The sequence below is a fragment of the Cobetia amphilecti genome (assembly GCF_032923285.1).
Classification (GTDB): Bacteria; Pseudomonadota; Gammaproteobacteria; order Pseudomonadales; family Halomonadaceae; genus Cobetia; species Cobetia amphilecti.
This window is the reverse complement of the sequence record NZ_CP136695.1, coordinates 1,257,411-1,273,988: the sequence shown is the minus strand read 5'-3', so window position 1 is coordinate 1,273,988 and position 16,578 is coordinate 1,257,411. Positions and strand designations below refer to the sequence as shown.

At 65.5% G+C, this 16,578-nt stretch carries 12 protein-coding genes; 10 read left to right on the top strand and 2 right to left on the bottom strand.

What is annotated here, in order from left to right; genetic code table 11:
- The first annotated feature begins 48 nt into the window (after positions 1-48).
- The 9 genes from R1T44_RS05450 to R1T44_RS05410 all read left to right on the top strand — a co-directional run bounded on the left by R1T44_RS05450 (position 49) and on the right by R1T44_RS05410 (position 11,304).
- Complete coding sequence (locus R1T44_RS05450) at positions 49-1,254, top strand: AmpG family muropeptide MFS transporter (protein ID WP_317292743.1); 1,206 nt, start codon at positions 49-51, stop codon at positions 1,252-1,254.
- A 244-nt stretch (positions 1,255-1,498) separates the two neighbouring features.
- On the top strand, positions 1,499-1,858 hold the full coding sequence (locus R1T44_RS05445) for an STAS domain-containing protein (RefSeq protein WP_317292742.1): 360 nt from the start codon (positions 1,499-1,501) through the stop codon (positions 1,856-1,858).
- Positions 1,858-3,030, top strand: coding sequence for a polysaccharide biosynthesis/export family protein (locus tag R1T44_RS05440; protein WP_317292741.1), 1,173 nt, complete (start codon positions 1,858-1,860; stop codon positions 3,028-3,030). The genes R1T44_RS05445 and R1T44_RS05440 overlap by 1 nt, the downstream gene beginning before the upstream one ends.
- 58 nt (positions 3,031-3,088) lie before the next feature.
- The gene (locus tag R1T44_RS05435; protein ID WP_317292740.1) at positions 3,089-4,543 is read left to right on the top strand and encodes a GumC family protein; all 1,455 of its coding nucleotides are present in this window, start codon (positions 3,089-3,091) and stop codon (positions 4,541-4,543) included.
- A gap of 7 nt (positions 4,544-4,550) precedes the next feature.
- The gene (locus R1T44_RS05430; protein ID WP_317292739.1) at positions 4,551-5,924 is read left to right on the top strand and encodes an O-antigen ligase family protein; all 1,374 of its coding nucleotides are present in this window, start codon (positions 4,551-4,553) and stop codon (positions 5,922-5,924) included.
- A gap of 146 nt (positions 5,925-6,070) precedes the next feature.
- Complete coding sequence (locus R1T44_RS05425; RefSeq protein ID WP_317292738.1) at positions 6,071-7,456, top strand: oligosaccharide flippase family protein; 1,386 nt, start codon at positions 6,071-6,073, stop codon at positions 7,454-7,456.
- A complete protein-coding gene (locus tag R1T44_RS05420; protein ID WP_317292737.1) occupies positions 7,453-8,535 on the top strand; it encodes a glycosyltransferase family 2 protein in 1,083 nt (360 codons plus the stop codon). Before R1T44_RS05425 ends, R1T44_RS05420 begins: the two co-directional genes overlap by 4 nt.
- Positions 8,535-9,989, top strand: coding sequence for a WecB/TagA/CpsF family glycosyltransferase (locus R1T44_RS05415; RefSeq protein ID WP_317292736.1), 1,455 nt, complete (start codon positions 8,535-8,537; stop codon positions 9,987-9,989). The genes R1T44_RS05420 and R1T44_RS05415 overlap by 1 nt, the downstream gene beginning before the upstream one ends.
- Before the next feature lie 70 nt (positions 9,990-10,059).
- On the top strand, positions 10,060-11,304 hold the full coding sequence (locus R1T44_RS05410) for a glycosyltransferase family protein (protein WP_317292735.1): 1,245 nt from the start codon (positions 10,060-10,062) through the stop codon (positions 11,302-11,304).
- A gap of 147 nt (positions 11,305-11,451) precedes the next feature.
- On the opposite strand, the gene R1T44_RS05405 is transcribed toward R1T44_RS05410, so the two are convergent.
- Both R1T44_RS05405 and R1T44_RS05400 read right to left on the bottom strand, forming a co-directional pair.
- Positions 11,452-13,278 carry an SEC-C domain-containing protein gene (locus R1T44_RS05405; protein WP_153635197.1) on the bottom strand — a complete coding sequence of 609 codons (1,827 nt, stop codon included), beginning with the start codon at positions 13,276-13,278 and terminating at the stop codon, positions 11,452-11,454.
- A 155-nt stretch (positions 13,279-13,433) separates the two neighbouring features.
- A complete protein-coding gene (locus R1T44_RS05400) occupies positions 13,434-14,372 on the bottom strand; it encodes a homocysteine S-methyltransferase family protein (protein WP_317292734.1) in 939 nt (312 codons plus the stop codon).
- Between the two features lie 267 nt (positions 14,373-14,639).
- Between R1T44_RS05400 and R1T44_RS05395 the strand changes: the two genes are divergently transcribed.
- A complete protein-coding gene (locus R1T44_RS05395; RefSeq protein ID WP_043332458.1) occupies positions 14,640-16,547 on the top strand; it encodes a coiled-coil domain-containing protein in 1,908 nt (635 codons plus the stop codon).
- Positions 16,548-16,578 lie beyond the last annotated feature (31 nt).

Below are 16,578 nucleotides of genomic sequence, written 5' to 3'. Positions count from 1 at the left end.
TCAAAGGATTTACGCTTACTCGTTGGCCGTCATGGTATCACGTTCCTGATGGGCTTCGCCTCCGGGCTGCCACTGCTGCTGACCGGTAGCGTGCTGCAGGCCTGGATGACGGATGCCGGTGTCTCACTGGACGCCGTGGGCCTGCTCGCGCTCGTCGGCCTGCCCTACACCCTCAAGTTTCTGTGGGCGCCATTGCTGGACCGCATCATGCCGCCGGTGCTCGGCCGGCGCCGTGGCTGGCTGATGATCGCCCAGCTGGCCCTGACCGCCCTCATCGCGCTGCTTGCCTTGCAGGACCCGCACATGTCGCCGCTGACCATGGGCGCCATCGCGCTGGCGGTCAGCTTCTTCAGCGCCACCCAGGACATCGTGATCGACGCCTATCGGCGCGAGCATCTGCCGGACAACGAGCTGGGGCTGGGCTCCAGCTTCTATGTCTATGGCTACCGCATCGGCATGCTGATGGCCTCGGCCGGTGGCCTGGTGCTGGCCGACATGATCGGCTTCCGCGTGACCTACCTGATCATGGCCGCGACCCTGGGCGCCTGCATGCTGGTGACCCTGCTGGCACCGGAACCCGAGGCACAGGCCGCGCCGCGCACCCATCATCTGCATGAGATCCTGTGGGACCCCATCCGCCACTTCATGAAGCGCGATGGCGCCATCTGGCTGCTGCTGTTCATCCTGCTCTACAAGCTGGGCGATTCCGTGGCGGGCAATCTGACCACGCCCTTCTACAAGGACATCGGCTTCAGCAACTCCCAGATCGGCGCGACCGTCAAGCTGTTCGGCCTGTGGCCGTTGCTGGCCGGCACCTTCTTCGGCGGCCTGATGATCATGCGCATCGGCATCTATCGGGCGCTCTGGTGGTTCGGCATCCTGCAGATGGTATCGACTGCCGGCTTCGTCTGGCTGCATCACGTCGGTGATTCGCTGGCGTGGCTCGCGGCGGTGGTCGCCTTCGAGAACCTGGCGGCCGGCATGGGCAGCGCCGCCTTCATCGCCTTCATGGGTGCGCTGACCGACAAGCGCTTCACCGCCGGCCAGTACGCGATGCTCTCATCGATCATGGGCCTGCCGCGCGTGGTGATTGCCGCGCCCTCCGGCTATCTGGCCGATGCGGCCGGCTGGGACAGCTTCTTCTGGATCTGCACGCTGGCCGCCATACCGGGCCTGTTGCTGTTGCTGCGCTTCCGCCACTGGGGCGCGATGCTGGCCACGCCGCACAAGTCACCCGCCATGTCGGGCGAGTGACAACGCCGCGCAGCCAACCTGGACAGTCCGAAAACAGCAGGAGAGCCCGAAAACAGCAGGAGAGCCCGAAAACAGCAGACAGAACCACGAAACCCAGCAAGAAAGAATGAGGCAAGTCAGTCGGCGCCGTTGACACTGTAACAGCAGGTAAACGATGCTTATGCGGCATAGTGCATAAAGATAACAAGCTGCACCGCAGGCCCAGCTGGCGCCAGGCGGTGACATCAAGCACAGGGAGCCCGTCATGCCCATCACCACCCGGATTCACGAAGGCATCATGATCACGCCGCCTGCCCAGCTGACAGGCGAGCTCGCACGCTATTTCCGCCAGGAGATGCTGGCGATGATTCCTGAGCGCACCGGCACTCTGGCGGTGGACCTCAGCCATGTCGAGGCCATCGATGCCGATGGGCTCTCGGTGCTGGTCAGTCTGCATGATGCCCTGTCCCCGGCGGCGCTGGTGGTGGTCGAACCCTCGCCGGTCATGCAGACAGAGCTGGAGCGCGTGCGCCTGTTCGAGCTCTTCGATATCTACTATCAGCGCGACCCGCTGCTGGAGTCGAGCGGTGACACCCGGACAGGGCCTTCTCGTGAGGTAGCCTGATGAAACGCGACCTGGCTCGGCCCAGCTCCCTTTTCCGCTCTCTTCGACGCCTGCTGGGCGTCGCGATCACGGCCGGCCCGATGGGCGGCTGTACGCCGATCATGCTGGACGACACCCCCGCCGAGGATCACTGGCAACAGGCGACCCACTGGCCGCTGGAGCTGCCTGCCCCTCATGCCGATGATCGCTTCATGCAACTGCCCGCGGGCGATGACCAGCGGCTGGCGGCGGGCGATCGTCTGAGCGTCAGGGTCGCCGGCAGCGAACTCTTCGATGGCAGCTACGAGGTGGATCATGACGGACGCCTGCGCCTGCCGTGGCTCTCGCCGGTCGAGGCCTCCAACAAGACCATCGACGCCCTGGCGGATGAGATCACCCGGCGTCTGGTGCAGGAAGAGCTGATTCGCCCGGGTCTGGCGCATGTCAGCATCCGGCTCGAGGAATGGGCGCCGTTGGCCGTTGCGGTGTCCGGCGCGGTGTTCTTCCCGGGCGAGGCGGTCATCAATACCCGCCTGCCCGAAGAGCGCATGGTGCGCCGCGATTTCGCCGGCGGCGATGCCAGTCAACAGCGTCGTCTGTCGGCGGCCTTGACCACGGCCGGCGGCATCCGCCCCGACGCGGACCTGAGCCATATCGAGCTGATTCGCGACGGCCAGACACAGATTCTCGACATGCGCGGCCTGATCGACGGCGAGTATGCCGCCAATCCCTGGCTGCGTGTGGGGGACCGCATCCACGTGCCCTCCAGCGGCGCCTTCCAGGCCGCGCTGATGCGCCCCTCGCCGCTCACCGCGCCGGGCATCGTCATCTATGCCTCCAACCTGACCACCCCTGCCAACAACAACAACGTCAGCAATTACACGGTGTTGCGCTCGCAGGTGCCCTACGGCGTGCGCATGCTGCAGGGCGTGATCAATGCCAACTGCGTCGGCGGCATCCAGGCGACCTCCGGCTCGCGCCGCGCGGTGCTGATCAGTACCAACCCGATGACGCATCAGCCGGTCGTGGTCGATCGCGGTATCGATGCCCTGCTGGCCAATCCGGCGGATGTGGGCGTCAATCCCTATCTGATGCCCGAAGATGTGGTCGGCTGCTATGACTCCGGTGTCACCAACATCCGTGATATCGCCCGCACGCTGACTGACCTGCTGACGCCGGCCACTCTGCTGTAACCCATCGCCTGTCCGTTGATGGAATGCGGCCGATCACTACCACGCGACAAGGATGTGCATGACAGAGTCCCGCTCACCCGACACACCACAAGATGCAGCCAAGCCCTCACTGGGGCGCCGACTCCTGGGCGTCCTGCTGGGCTGGGCGGCGCGTGGCTCCAGCATGCGCCCGCGCACCCGCCGCGCGGCCTACCTGTTGCTGGCGACCGCCATCCTGAGTGTCATCTGGGGGTTGACCATCGCCTTCATCGCCGTGGCACCTGTCACCTACACCACCAGCTGGACGATGATCCTGCCCGGCACCGGCTCCGGCCTGTCGGTGAACTTCGAGAGCATCGGCCAGGCCAGCACCAGCGCCAACTCTTCCTACTCAAGCTCCTCGCTGGACCCCAAGGTCAACTATCGCGCCATCGCCGAGAGCCCTGCCGTGCTCGAGCGTGCCGCCAGCACGGTCGACATGCATCCCGACGATTACGGCAAGCCCAAGATCAAGCTGACCGACCAGACCGCCCTGATCGCCTTCCAGACCAGCGCGCCGAGCGCCAAGGCCGCGCTTGCACGCGCCAATGCGCACATCGATGCCTTCAATGAGGTGATCGAACAGCTGCGCAATGATGAGCAGGAGCGCCGCGAAGCCGTCATACGCCGCTCGCTAGAGACCTACGACCGCACGCTCAAGGAAACCCAGCGCAAGCTGCTCGAGTTCCAGTCCACCTCCGGGCTGGTCTCCATGGAGCAATTCAAGGAACTGACGCTGAGTGTCGAGGCGCTCAAGGACACGCTGGAAACGCGGGATGGCGAGCTGTCGGCCCTCAACGCCCGGCTCGCCACCCTGTCCAGTCGCCTGGGACTGGATGCCGGCCAAGCCGGTGGCGTGATCGCCCTGCAGCGCGACGCCCGCTATCAGGCGCTGCTGACTCAAGCCGCGGAGCAGGCGGCCAGTCTCGATGAAGCGCGTGGCAAATGGGGCGAGCGCAATCCGGAGGTCATCAATCTAGCCGCGGGGCTCGATTCCCTCGAGCGCTCGCTGGCCTCACGCATGCGCCAGTTGCTGCCCCGTCAGTCCTCGCGCAATCAGAATGCCCTGCGTGCCGCGTCCGGCCATGCCAATCAGGACACCCTGGTCGGCGAGCTGATCACCCTGGATACCCAGCGGCGCGGCGTGATCAGCGAGCTTGCCACCGGGCGGGCCAATCTGGCGGCCCGCCAGCAGCGGCTGGACAACAGCGTCGCCAAGGCCGCCCAGCTGCAGGACCTGCTGCGCGAGCAACAGGTCGCCACGGCGGTCTACACCACGGCACTGGCCAAGATCGACATCGGTCAGATCGACCCCTTCGCCAGCTACCCGATGCTGCAGATCCTCGATCCGCCGCCATTGCCCGAGAAGGCGGATTCGCTGGGCATCAAGCTGGCCATCGTCGGCGCGCTTGCCGCGAGTGTCTTCAGCATCATCGGCCTGATTCTCCTGTGGATCAGAAAACCCTACCTGCTGCGTCTGCAGCAAAGCGTGTGAGCCGCCGATGTTTTCCCTGAAGGCGGGGCCAGAGGCGGATGTCCGCCCCGAGACCCCGGAAGAGCGCATCATCTGGTTCTCGATCACCGCGACCTATCTGTTCTATCTGGTCGGCGGCCTCTACGTGCTGGCACCGGTGCTGGCATGGTCATTGGTGATGCGTGCCGCCTGGCTGCACCTCAAGGACCGCCAGCGTTTTCCGCGCCTGCCCTGGCCACTGTGGGTGTGGATCATCGGCATGATCGTGATGGAGTTCTCGCTGCTGGCCGGCCACCTGATCGAGAACCTCGGCACCGGCAAGCTGATCAAGTCCTCCATCGGCTGGGCCAAGGGCTGGGCGCTGCTGGCGGTCTTCCCGATCATCGGCTGTCTGGCGATCCGCCCGGCGGTGATCATCCGCGCGGCCATGCATGTCTGCCTGCACACCATGCTGTTGCTGCCGGTATTCGTCGGCGCCTGGCTGGCGGGGCTGCCCCAGGTGCCCTTCGTCTCGCCACTGCAGGCCATCGGCGGGCCGGGGCCGGAATTCTTCGCCGTCTCGCTCTATGAGATCGACCCCGGCAGCGGCATGCCGCGCTGGCGCCTGTTCACGCCTTGGGCACCGGCGGTGGGCTTCGTCGCCAGCATCTATTTCGCCTGCGCCCTGCTCGAGAAACACCCCTTGTGGAAGGCGATCGGCATCGGCGGCAGCGTGTTGATGATCCTGATGTCCGGCTCGCGCATGGCGCTGGTGTCGCTGGTGTTGATCAGCGCCGGGATGTTCCTGCTCAAGCGTCTGCACAAGCCGTGGCTATGGTTCAGCTTTTCCGGCGTCAGCCTGATCGGTGGCTTTCTCGGCGCGCCGATCCTGGAGGCCATCGACAACTTCATCGCCGCCTTCAAGGGCTCGCGGGCGGACTCGACCCGCGTGAGGGCCGCGCTGGGGCGCATCGCGGTGGACCGCTGGCGCAACGAGGCGCCGTGGTTCGGCCACGGCATCGTCGAACGCGGCCCGCACCTGGTGGAGTACATGCCGATCGGCTCACACCACAGCTGGTATGGGCTGCTGTTCGTCAAGGGCATCTTCGGCCTGTTCGCGCTGTTGGTGCCGATGCTGGTCAGCCTGCTGCATCTGCTGCGCTTCGTGGTCGGCCGCCCTGTCGTGCAGCTGGGCTTGATCATGGTCGGCCTGCTGTTCGTCTACTCCTTCGGCGAGAACCTGGAGATTCTGGCCTACCTGATCTGGCCGGGCCTGATCCTGATCGGCAAGGCGCACCAGCTGGCGGGCTTGCCCGCCAGCGAAGGGCATATCCACAACATGGGGCCGGTGGATGTGGAGAAGCCGCTTTCAAGGGCAGCGCCCGCCTCCGCCGATACCGGCAGCAGCGACACGGCAACCTAGTCCGATCACGGGATAGTGGAACAAGGCTGCGCCAGATCACGCCAATTCATCAGTACATTGCGCTAGAGTGGCTACACCAGCCGTTCAAAAGCATGACCGACAAGACCAGATGCCTGGAAAGGCACGACAAGCCAGGGAGCCAGGCGATGGGTGTGATCACGCGACTCAAGACACGTCTGACAGATGGCGGAGACGGTGGCAATGGCCGTCTGATCCGCAATCTGGCCTGGATGGGCATGTCGCAAGGGGTGCACCGCATCGCGCGATTGGGCGCGACCCTGGTGGCGGCGCGCATGATCGCGCCGGAGTCCTTCGGTATCGCCGCCATCGTGCTCACCGCGCACGAGATCATGCACGCCATCTCCAATGCCGCCGTGGTACCCGCTCTGGTGCAGGCCGGTCGCGAGGGATATGAACGCCTGTGCCGCGATGCCTACTGGTTCAATTGGGTGGTGTGTCTTGGCCTGATGGTGCTGCAGATGGCACTGGCCCCGCTGCTGGCCTACCTCTATGACGCTCCCGATCTGACCCTGCCGCTGATGGCGCTGGCGCTGATCTTCCCGATGCTGCCCCCCGCCGCCATCAACGCGGCGCGAATTCTGCGCAGCAACCGCCTGCACATCACGGCGCGCATCGAGATGGGCCAGAGCATCGGCGAGGCCGTCGGCGTGATGCTGCTGGCCGCCATGGGTGCCGGATTCTGGGCCTTGATCCTGCCCAAGCTGATCGTGACGCCCATCTGGACCCTGACCTACCGCTGGTGCGAATCATGGCGCATCGATGAGCGCCCCTCCACGCTGTGGTCGCGTCCGCTGATGAGCTTCGCGCGCCCGATGATGGGCGTCGAGGTGGTCTCGGTGCTGCGTCAGCAGATGGATTACCTGCTGGTCGGTGCCCTGTTCGCCATGGACGTGCTCGGCGTCTACTTCTTTGCCTTCAATGCCGGACTCGGCATCAGCCTTGGCCTCTTGCGCGCCTACTCCACCGCCATCTTCCCGCAGCTGTGCGGCGACATGACGTCTCGCGAGCGACTGGCACGTATGCACCACGGCATGCGCCTGTTCGCGCTGGTCGCCGTGCCCGCCATCATCGCCCAGAGCCTGCTGGCACCCTGGTATGTGCCGATCCTGTTCGGAGAGGCCTGGGTCGAGCGTGGCGCCCTGCCGATCCTGATCCTGATCTGCCTCTCCGCCCTGCCGCGCATCCTGCTCGACAGTTGCGGCCAGTTGCTGCGCGCCCAGGGCATGCCGGGGGCAGACCTCAAGCTGCAGATCTTCATGACGCTGATGCTCGGCGCCGGCATGTTCGCCGGCGTGCCCTTCGGCATCAACGGCGTCGCGGCCGGCATTCTGGTCGGCATCAGCCTGGCCGCCCTACCCGGCTACCTGTGGACACGCCGGCTGATCCTCGCTCAGGACGGCCGGGTGACAGATGCGCCGCCACCAGATTCACCAGACACACCAGACACACCTCACGCAGTATCCACCGCACCGCTTTCCCCAGACAGGGACGTCCAGGAGGCCAGACCATGACCCCGACCTTTTCGGTCATCATGCCGATCTACAACGTCGAACGTTTCGTCGCGGCCGCCATCGACAGCGTGCTGGCGCAGGAGGATGGCGATCTTGAACTGCTCATCATCGATGACTGCTCCCCCGATGGCAGCCGGGCGATCTGCGAGGCCTACGACGACCCGCGTGTCACGCTGATCACGCATCCGGTCAATCGCGGCCTGGCCGGGGCCCGCAACACCGGCGTGCGTGCCGCTCAGGGCCGCTATCTGGCCTTCCTGGACTCCGATGACATCTGGGAGCCCGCCAAGCTGGCGCGCCACCGCGAGCACCTCGAGGCACGCCCCGAGGTAGGCCTGTCCTTCTCGCGCTCGGCCTTCATCGATGCCGACGGCGAACCGCTGGACTACTACCAGATGCCGAGCCTGACCGACATCACGCCGGGGCTGCTGTTCTGTCGCAACCCGGTGGGCAATGGCTCGGCACCGGTCATCCGCCGCGAGATTCTCGAGGCCATCGCCTTCGACTGTGAGGTCAAGGGGGGTGGCGTGCTGCCCTGTTATTTCGATGAGAGTCTGCGCCAGAGCGAAGACATCGAGTGCTGGACCCGCATCGCCCTCAAGACCGGCACCACGGTGGAAGGCATTCCCGAGCCGCTGACCCGCTACCGGCTCAATGAAGGCGGGCTTTCGGCACAACTGGAGCGCCAGTACCAGAGCTGGCTTGCAATCGTCGAGCTGACGCGCGCCTACGCGCCTGACTTCATCGAGCAGTGGTATCCCCGCGCCCAGGCCTACCAACTGCGCTACCTGTCACGTCAGGCGATTCGCCTGCGTGACGGGGATGCTGCCTGGGAGTATTGCCGCCGCGCCGTCAAGGCATGGCCGGGCATCTGGAAGGCGGAATTCGGGCGCACCGCTGCCACGGCAGGGGCCGCCCTGATGCTGCGCGTGATGCCCAAGAGTCTCTATCTGCGTTGTGAAGGGCTCGCCCAGGGGGTCATCGGCAAGGCGCAGAAGAAGAAGATCGACAATGCGCCGCGCTCGCAGTCGGCCAGACCGAATCAACAGCAGGACGCTCATGAAGTGGAGTCGCCATGATGAGCCAGCCATTGGATCAAGCCCTCTTCACCACTGAGCGCGTCAAGACGCTGCCTCACGTCAAGGTGCTGGGGGTGCCCTTCGTCAACACCAGCCTCGACACCTGCCTGAGCCTGCTCAAGAGCTGGATCAGCGACCCGCAGCCGCGCACCGTCAATTTCGTCAATGCACACTGCCTGAACGTGGCCCAGGTCGATCGCTATTACATGCAGGTACTGCATGACAGCGACCTGCTGCTGCCCGATGGCAGCGGCGTCAAGATAGCCTGCCGCATGCTCGGCCAGGAGCTTGAAGCCAACCTCAATGGCACCGACCTGCTACCCCACCTGTGCGACATGCTGGTGGCGGAGAACAAGCGCCTGTTCCTGCTCGGCGCCGCGCCGGGCGTGGCCGACAGGATGGCCGACAAGCTCCGCGAGCAATGGCCGACGCTCGAGATCAGTGGCGTACATCACGGCTTCATCGGCCCGGAAATCATCGACGACGTGCTGGCGCAGATCAATCAGGGCACTGACCTGTTGCTGGTGGCGATGGGCGTGCCGGCCCAGGAGAAGTGGATCTCCACCTACCGTGAGCGACTCGAGGTGCCGGTGGTCATGGGCGTCGGCGGGCTGTTCGACTTCTATTCCCAGCGCATCCCGCGTGCGCCGGGCGTCGTGCGCAGACTGGGCATGGAATGGGCCTGGCGGCTGCTGATGGAGCCACGCCGCATGTTCAAGCGCTACGTGCTTGGCAACCCGAGCTTTCTGATGAGCGTGCGCAAGTATGGGGAAGAGGCGATTCCCGGCCGCGGCCTGTGGATGAAGTCACGCTCCAACTGGCGCCACTTTCGATGGCGAGTGAGCAACTGGCTGACCCCGCGCGCGCGCCGCGCCATGGATATCGTCGGTGCCAGCGGCGTGCTGCTGGTGCTGTCACCGCTGCTGCTGGGCACCGTGCTGGCCATCCGCCTGGAATCGCCAGGCCCGGTGCTGTTCGGCCAGGAGCGTATCGGGCGCCACGGCAAGCCGTTCAAGCTGTGGAAGTTCCGCTCGATGTACATCGACGCCGAAGAGCGTCTGCGCGAACTGCAGGCCGCCAACGAGAGCGAGGGTGGCGTGCTGTTCAAGATGAAGCAGGACCCGCGCATCACGCGCGTGGGCAGTATCATCCGCAAGCTGTCCATCGATGAATTGCCGCAGCTGTGGAATGTGCTGCGCGGCGAGATGGCGCTGGTCGGGCCGCGCCCCGCCCTCGCCCGCGAGGTGGCGCTCTACGAGGCGCGCGCGCGCATGCGTCTGGATGCCACCCCGGGGTTGACCGGGCTGTGGCAGGTGTCGGGGCGCTCGGACCTGTCCTTCGAGCAACAGATCCATCTGGATCTCTTCTACCTGCATCGTCAGGGCATCAAGGAAGACATCAAGCTGCTGTTGCGCACGATTCCTGCCGTTCTGACCAGCCGTGGAGCCTACTGATGCGCGAGACTCCCTCTCTCATTCGTGCTGCGCTGCGCCAATATCACGACTCATGCCAAGGAGGTGTGCAATGCATGTGATCCTGTTGGCGGACCGCCTCGGCCAGGAAGTCGCGCCGATTGACCGCCGTTACTCGCCGGCCCTGCTGCCGATTGCCGGACGCAGCGTGCTGGAGCGCAATCTCGACCTGCTGGTCGGGCGAGGCGTGACGCATATCAGCCTGATCATCGCCCGTGACCCCGAGTGGTTCCGGGCGCGTATCGCCGATGGCTCACGCTGGGGCATCGATCTCGACATTCTACCGATGCCCGGCGAGCGAGACCCGCGCGAGCAGATCAAGCGACTCGGCGCCATGGCCGCCCTGCCCGCCCCGGTGCTGCGCGCCGATGTGCTGCTGATGCCGGAGTGGTTCAAGGATGACAGCCTCACGATCAGCGAGCAGGTCATGGCGTCGGGCGCGCCGGTCTGCCATCCGGCCAGCGTGGCAGACCCGTCGCTCGCTCGTCTTCACTGGCCGGAGCTGCGCGACAATGCCCAGTTGGGGCCGGCCCTGCTGGCCTCGCTGTCGCACTATCACGCCCTGGTGATGCAGGCACTCGATGCCGATGACTCAGGCCTGACGCCACATGGCGAGCGCGGAGTATTGCCCGGCGAGCAGGACCTGCACCACGTCTACTACGCCGCCGGCGCGACACGCCTGGATGAATCGCGCCTCACCGGCGGCTTCGCCGGCATCACCACCCATGTGGAGCCCGGCGTGCTGCTCAAGGGACACTGCTGCCTCGAACAGGGCAGCTACGTGGAAGAAGGCGCCATGCTCGAGGACTGCGTCATCCTGCCCTTCACCCGCGTGCACGGTAGCCAGCAGGTCAACGCCGGCATCCTGTTCGAAGGCGAGGCGCTCGACAGGACGGCCCCGCACTGGCTCAAGGACCGCCGTCAGGCAGGCGCCGCCTCACAACGCGGCGTCGCCTATCGCAACCCGGCACGCCCCGAGTGGCAAGAACGGATTCTGGCGGCCCTGATCACCCTGGCCACACGCCCCTTCGGCTCACGCTACAAGGAGCTTCGCCATCGTCTGCGCCAGGTGCAGGACAGCCGCATGCGGCTTTTCGGGGCACTGCCCGAGCGCTCGCCACCGCCACTGGACAGGGTCGGCATCAGCAGTGCAGGCGCCATCCAGCCCCCGGATTGGCGCGCCACACCGGATGCCTTCGCCGCGACGCTGGAGGCCATCCAGGTCGGCCAGACGCCGGGGCTCCGCGGTGCCATTCGAGAAGCCTGGCGACTGCGCCAGCAAGGCAAGCAGCAGTGATCGCACCTGTTCGCGCTTCCCCCTGAGTCCGCCTCGCGACGCAAGGCGAGACACAAAAAAACCCGCAGTGCCGTGGCACTGCGGGTTTTTTACAAACTGGCTCTTGCGATCACTCGTCAGGCAACATGAGCGGCCTTTGACACCGGCTCAGCGATGCTTGGCCAGCCAGGCAAGCGCGCCTTCGCTACGCTTCCACTGGTCGCGCATCAGGGTGCGGTACTGCCAGGCCTCACCACGCGTGCCGGGTTCCGGCGCTTCCACCGCCAGACTCACCGGCCGCGGATGCTCCGCCAGCAGCAGGCTGATCAGATGCGAATTGGCTTCCCGCACGATCTCGAGTGCCTGCTCGGCGTCCTTGTCGCGCCCCAGTCGATAGAGCGCCAGCACCTGGCCCATCAGGATGCCCAACAGCGGCATTTCCTCATCGACGGCACGTCGCTCGATATCATGCTCGGCGAGGGTCACGGCCTCGTCGTTGCGGCCTTCGCGCAGTAGCTGATCCAGCACCAGCTCACGCAGGCCGAGGCTGTCTTCCTCGTCAAGCTTGAGCAGGCGCTCCGCCAGCTGACGTGAACGCTCGCGCTCACCGCGTTCCATGCCGATCACCAGCCCCAGTCCACAGCGCAGCAACTGGGCGTTGTCGCCATCTTCCCAGCGCAACAGGCCGCCGGCCTGTTCGATCTGATCGAGCCAACGATCGAAGCGCTGTGCCAGCGGCACGAAGAAGGTGTCCGACATCCACGGCAGGCTACCGAAGCGACTGGCCAGCGCCAGGATCAGCCCCTGACACACCGCCGGAACGTCCAGCCATTCGGGGCTGGCGCACAGCTGCTGCAGCCACTCGTTGGGGTCCTGGACATCCCAGGGATCGATATCCAGCGCCAGTGCCGCCTCTTCCTCGATACGCGCCGGGAAGACCGCCTCCCAGAGCCCGAGTGTCACGGCCTGCTCCGCATTCTGACGGAACAGCAGACTGCCATCTTCCTGCGTTTCCAGCGCCAGACGCGGCGGATGCTCGATCACCTCGAACAGCGCCTGCAGGGCGGCCAGTGAATCCGACAGCGACTCATCGGAATTGACCATCTGCTCGGCGAGCGTGGCACGCGGGTTTTCGGCCAGATCCGCCAGGAATTCCAGCTGACCGGGCTCGATGTCCTTCTGCTTGGACAGACGACGCCACCAGAAGCGCGCACGATCCTGCGCCTCTTCCGGCTGGCCTTCGTGCAGCAGCAGCATGGCTTCGATATACGCCAGCGTCGGCGAATCGGGCAGCGTCTGCTGGGCACGAATGAAGGCGGCGCGCGCCGAGCCCAGATCATCGCTGTCCAGATGCAGCAGACATTGATGCTCCAGGGCGACGCCGCGCAGGAAGGCGGGGCCACGCTCCAGCACCTCATCGAGCAGCAGCGCCTTCTTGCGGGTGAAGCCGCGCTCCTGATAGAGATCCAGCAGCAGCTCGAAGCCAGGCTCGGCCTGCTCGGGCAGACGCGACCAGTCGCTGGTATCGAACAGCGCCTCCATGATCTGCTGAGCCCGACCGCGATTGCCGCTCTCGGCGCTGATCAGCCCCGCTTCGAGCAGCGCCTGCGCCGGCGCGAGACCAGAGGCCAGCGCCGCCTTGAGCTGTTCACCCTTGAACTCGCGCAGCGACAGCATCCACATCAGGTGATCCGGAATCGCCGGCAACTGCACCTTGTCGCAGCACTGCTTGTACTTGCGACCCGAGTCACACCAGCAAGGCTCGTTGCGTCCGGGCGGTGCCAACGACTCGCGCGCGAAGTCGAGCCGCACCAGCGGAGTCTGGCTCCACAGCACCGGCGCCAGCGCTACCGCCAGCGCTTCGTCGCCACCGCTGTAGTTCACGCCCTCCGAATGCGCCCACTGCATGAAGGCAGGAAAGGATTCATCGGCGCGGATGGCATCAAGTGCCCCACTGGCGTAACTCAAGAGCCGTTCGACCCACTCGGCAAGCATGGCATCTCCCTAAAAAAGCGTTTCACAGTCCTGCAGACACCGCATCCCGATCGTCGCCTCGGCGTTCACCTCGGCGTTTCCTCAGGCGCGATGCCCGACAGAACCTGCGAATCAAGGGGCGAAGTCTATCACGAGGAAGCCTCGCCCCTCATCGTTCACTCACTCAAGCGGCTGACGCAGCGATAACCTGCTGACCTGAGCTGTTCGGCCAGGCAGGCGATATGCGCCGGGCCCACCTCGCAGCAACCGCCGACGATACGAATGCCGGCATTGACCCACCCCAGCGCATGCGCCGCGTACTGCTTAGGCCCCAGGTCTTCGCGTGCCTTGAGGTCCTTGACGGTGCCGCCGGGATTGAGCTCCGCGATGGAGGTGAAGCCGTTGGCATAGGCACCGGTCGGCAGCGGGCTGGCCAGCAGATTTTCCAGACTACCCTGAATGGCTTCCGGCGCGCTGCAATTGATCAGGATCGCGTCCACGCCCATCGCTTGCAGCATGCTGATCGCGTCGGCCAGCGGCTCACCACTGCGCAGGGTCGCGGTCAGGTCATCCTTCACCGTCAGCGAGACCCACACCGGCAAGCCGCTCTCGAGTGCGGCGGTGGCGGCGGCGCGAGCCTCGACGCAGGAAGACAGCGCCTCACACAGCAGGACATCGACCAGCGGTGCCTGCAATTCCACCAGCCGGCGATAGCTGGCCAGGGATTCGTCAGCACTCGGCGCGACATCAGGGCGATAGGTGGCGACCAGCGGCGGCAGGCAGCCTGCCACGCGCACATCCGCCTCGCCACTCAGGGCGATGGCATCCCGCGCGGCCTTGCCGGCGGACGCATGAATGGCCGCGATCGACTCGCCGACACCCGCCAGGCCCAGACGCTGCGGCGTGGCCGTGTAGGTATTGAGCGTGATGACGCGCGCGCCGGCACGAATGAAATCCAGGTGCAGGTCACGCACCAGCTCAGGCTGGTCCAGCATCACCTGAGACGACCACAGCGGCGTCGGCTCACGACCGCTACGACGCACCAGTTCCTGGCCCATGCCGCCGTCCAGCAACACGACTTCAGCCCCATCACCTGCACCCTTTCCTGCTTCCAAGTCTCGTTCCACACAACCTCCAGAGCTTTTTGATGTCCTAGCGTGAGCCTGACGTCCTGGCGAGACCCGCTGGCCAGTCAGTGGCGGGCGAAATTCTACCACGCTCGACCCGCTTGCGGCCCTTGCTCACTGGAGCCAAAAGGCTGCCCAATGCTACTGTTGACGACACCCTTTGCCCCGCGCTGCGCTCGAGGCTCGTGCTCACGAACCTCTCGGCAGCCCATGTCGTGCCAGAAGCCCCACCCCGTTCAATCAAGGAAGCCTGCCTTGCTGTTGCCGAGCCCCTTTCGTCCCCGAGCCAACACTGCCAATGACGCGCCCCAGGTGCGTCTGGAGCGTGAGGGCCGCGACGAGATTCGCCGCATTACCCAGGCCGTGGAGCGTGTGCCCTGGTCGGTGAGCCTGATGCAGATCCTGTGGACCGCAGGCCCGGTGACGCTGATCGGCGCCTGGGGCGGCTATCTGCTCGGTTACGGCAAGGAACCGACCTTCGAGAACTACATCTTCTTCATCTCCTACACCGTCATCACCGGTGTCGCGGGCATCGTGGCCAATATCGCCCACAACCTGACCAGCTCACGGCGCTATGATCGCACCGAAGCCAAGATCGAACGCGTCATCGACACCGTGCCGGAGCTGATCCTCGCCACGCGCAATCTGATCGTCGAGAGCCTCGAAGGCGATGCCCGCCGGCGTGAAGCGGCGGCCATGCTGCTGCGCAAGCAGGACCTGGCGCCGGAGGGGGTCGAGCTGGCGGCGCTGGAGCTGCTCGATGACCGTGATGCCGCGCGCATCATCAGCCAGATCGACGTCTACCGTCGCGTGGGCCTGCATGCGCGTATCCGCGACATGAACAGCCTCAACCGCGAATGGCTCGAGCCCCAGTTCAATGAGCTGGCCGAGCTGGCCCCCGAGGCCATCGGCCTGCTGCGTGAGCGCTTCGAAGGGCGCGCGCCCGACCTGCACAGCGGCGTGCCGCGTGACGAGAACTTCATCGAGCGTGTGCTGGCGGCCATCGAGCAGGACAACGACCTGCTGATGACCCTACAGGACGTGGAGGAGATGCTGATTCTGGCCTTCGAGCTGATCAGCGGGCGCAAGATTCCGCTGCTGACCTTCGAATACCGTGGCCGCTGGAAGCTGGCGCGCGCGCTGGACAACCTCGAGCATGCCCGCTCGCGCTATCGCATTCGTCAGGCCACCGGCCTGTCACGCCTCAAGGCGCTGACGGTCTATCTGGCCGAGCAGTCCGGCACCCTGGTGGAGGATGCCGCCTCCGGCCTGCGCGCCGAGGTACTGCTGGAGCGCTCCACCCAGGCGATGGACGCCCTTGCCGAGCAGGTGACGCATCTGGCGATCGCGGTCAATGAGGGCGATCGTGAACACCGCGCCGCGCTGCGCTCGCGGGCCGATATCCTCACCAACGCCATCCGCCTCTACAAGACGGTGACCAATGCCTACGAGCAGGTCGGGCGCAGCCACGCCGTCTTCCTCAAGATGTCCAAGCGCTGGGAGAACATCGCCTCGCAGATGTCCGATGACGCCACCCGCCTGCGGGTCGGCCCGGGCCGTCGTGGTCTGCGCATCCAGGAAAAGACCATCGCTCTGGACGATGAAGCCAAGGCGGAGGTCTGCAAGCATCTGGCCGATCACTTGAACGAGAGCCGCATCAAGCGCGTCGACAGCGAGATCGCCTACCAGGCGCGCGAGACGGTGCTGCGGGTCGGTGTCGACAAGGCCAAGGCGATGGCGGTCGAGATCGCTCTCGCGCTGGAGCCCCACATACACCTGTCACGCCCGGCCGTGCAGCGCGCCATCAATGGCTCCAATGCCGCCTATTTCGGCCAGCTGGAGCCCAATCAATCCGCAGCGGCCAAGGCGGCGCTGGGCAGCGCCATGGTGCGCGAGATCGACGATGACCTGTCACGCACCGCCGAATCACTGGCCATCGCGCTGGTGCGCCACTATCGCGTCGAGCTGGAGCCGCTGGCCATCGAGTTCCTGCGCGATACCTTCGGCGCCCGTGAAGCGACGCTCAACATGCTCAGCAACTATCAGCCCGCCGACCACCACCCGGTCAGCTATCTCTCCAATCGCCCCCCGCTGATCCAGACCGCCAACCGCGACTGGTATCGCGCCCTCGTCCAGGCACGTCGCGCGCTCGACGACGATTGATCCCCGCCTCGGGCCAACGGCATACTGTATG

Bases quoted from the DNA above. Each gene is read 5' to 3' on its own strand.
- R1T44_RS05450 (WP_317292743.1), top strand. From the start codon at position 49: ATGGGCTTCGCCTCCGGGCTGCCACTGCTGCTGACCGGTAGCGTGCTG.
- R1T44_RS05445 (WP_317292742.1), top strand. From the start codon at position 1,499: ATGCCCATCACCACCCGGATTCACGAAGGCATCATGATCACGCCGCCT.
- R1T44_RS05440 (WP_317292741.1), top strand. From the start codon at position 1,858: ATGAAACGCGACCTGGCTCGGCCCAGCTCCCTTTTCCGCTCTCTTCGA.
- R1T44_RS05435 (WP_317292740.1), top strand. From the start codon at position 3,089: ATGACAGAGTCCCGCTCACCCGACACACCACAAGATGCAGCCAAGCCC.
- R1T44_RS05430 (WP_317292739.1), top strand. From the start codon at position 4,551: ATGTTTTCCCTGAAGGCGGGGCCAGAGGCGGATGTCCGCCCCGAGACC.
- R1T44_RS05425 (WP_317292738.1), top strand. From the start codon at position 6,071: ATGGGTGTGATCACGCGACTCAAGACACGTCTGACAGATGGCGGAGAC.
- R1T44_RS05420 (WP_317292737.1), top strand. From the start codon at position 7,453: ATGACCCCGACCTTTTCGGTCATCATGCCGATCTACAACGTCGAACGT.
- R1T44_RS05415 (WP_317292736.1), top strand. From the start codon at position 8,535: ATGAGCCAGCCATTGGATCAAGCCCTCTTCACCACTGAGCGCGTCAAG.
- R1T44_RS05410 (WP_317292735.1), top strand. From the start codon at position 10,060: ATGCATGTGATCCTGTTGGCGGACCGCCTCGGCCAGGAAGTCGCGCCG.
- R1T44_RS05405 (WP_153635197.1), bottom strand. From the start codon at position 13,278: ATGCTTGCCGAGTGGGTCGAACGGCTCTTGAGTTACGCCAGTGGGGCA.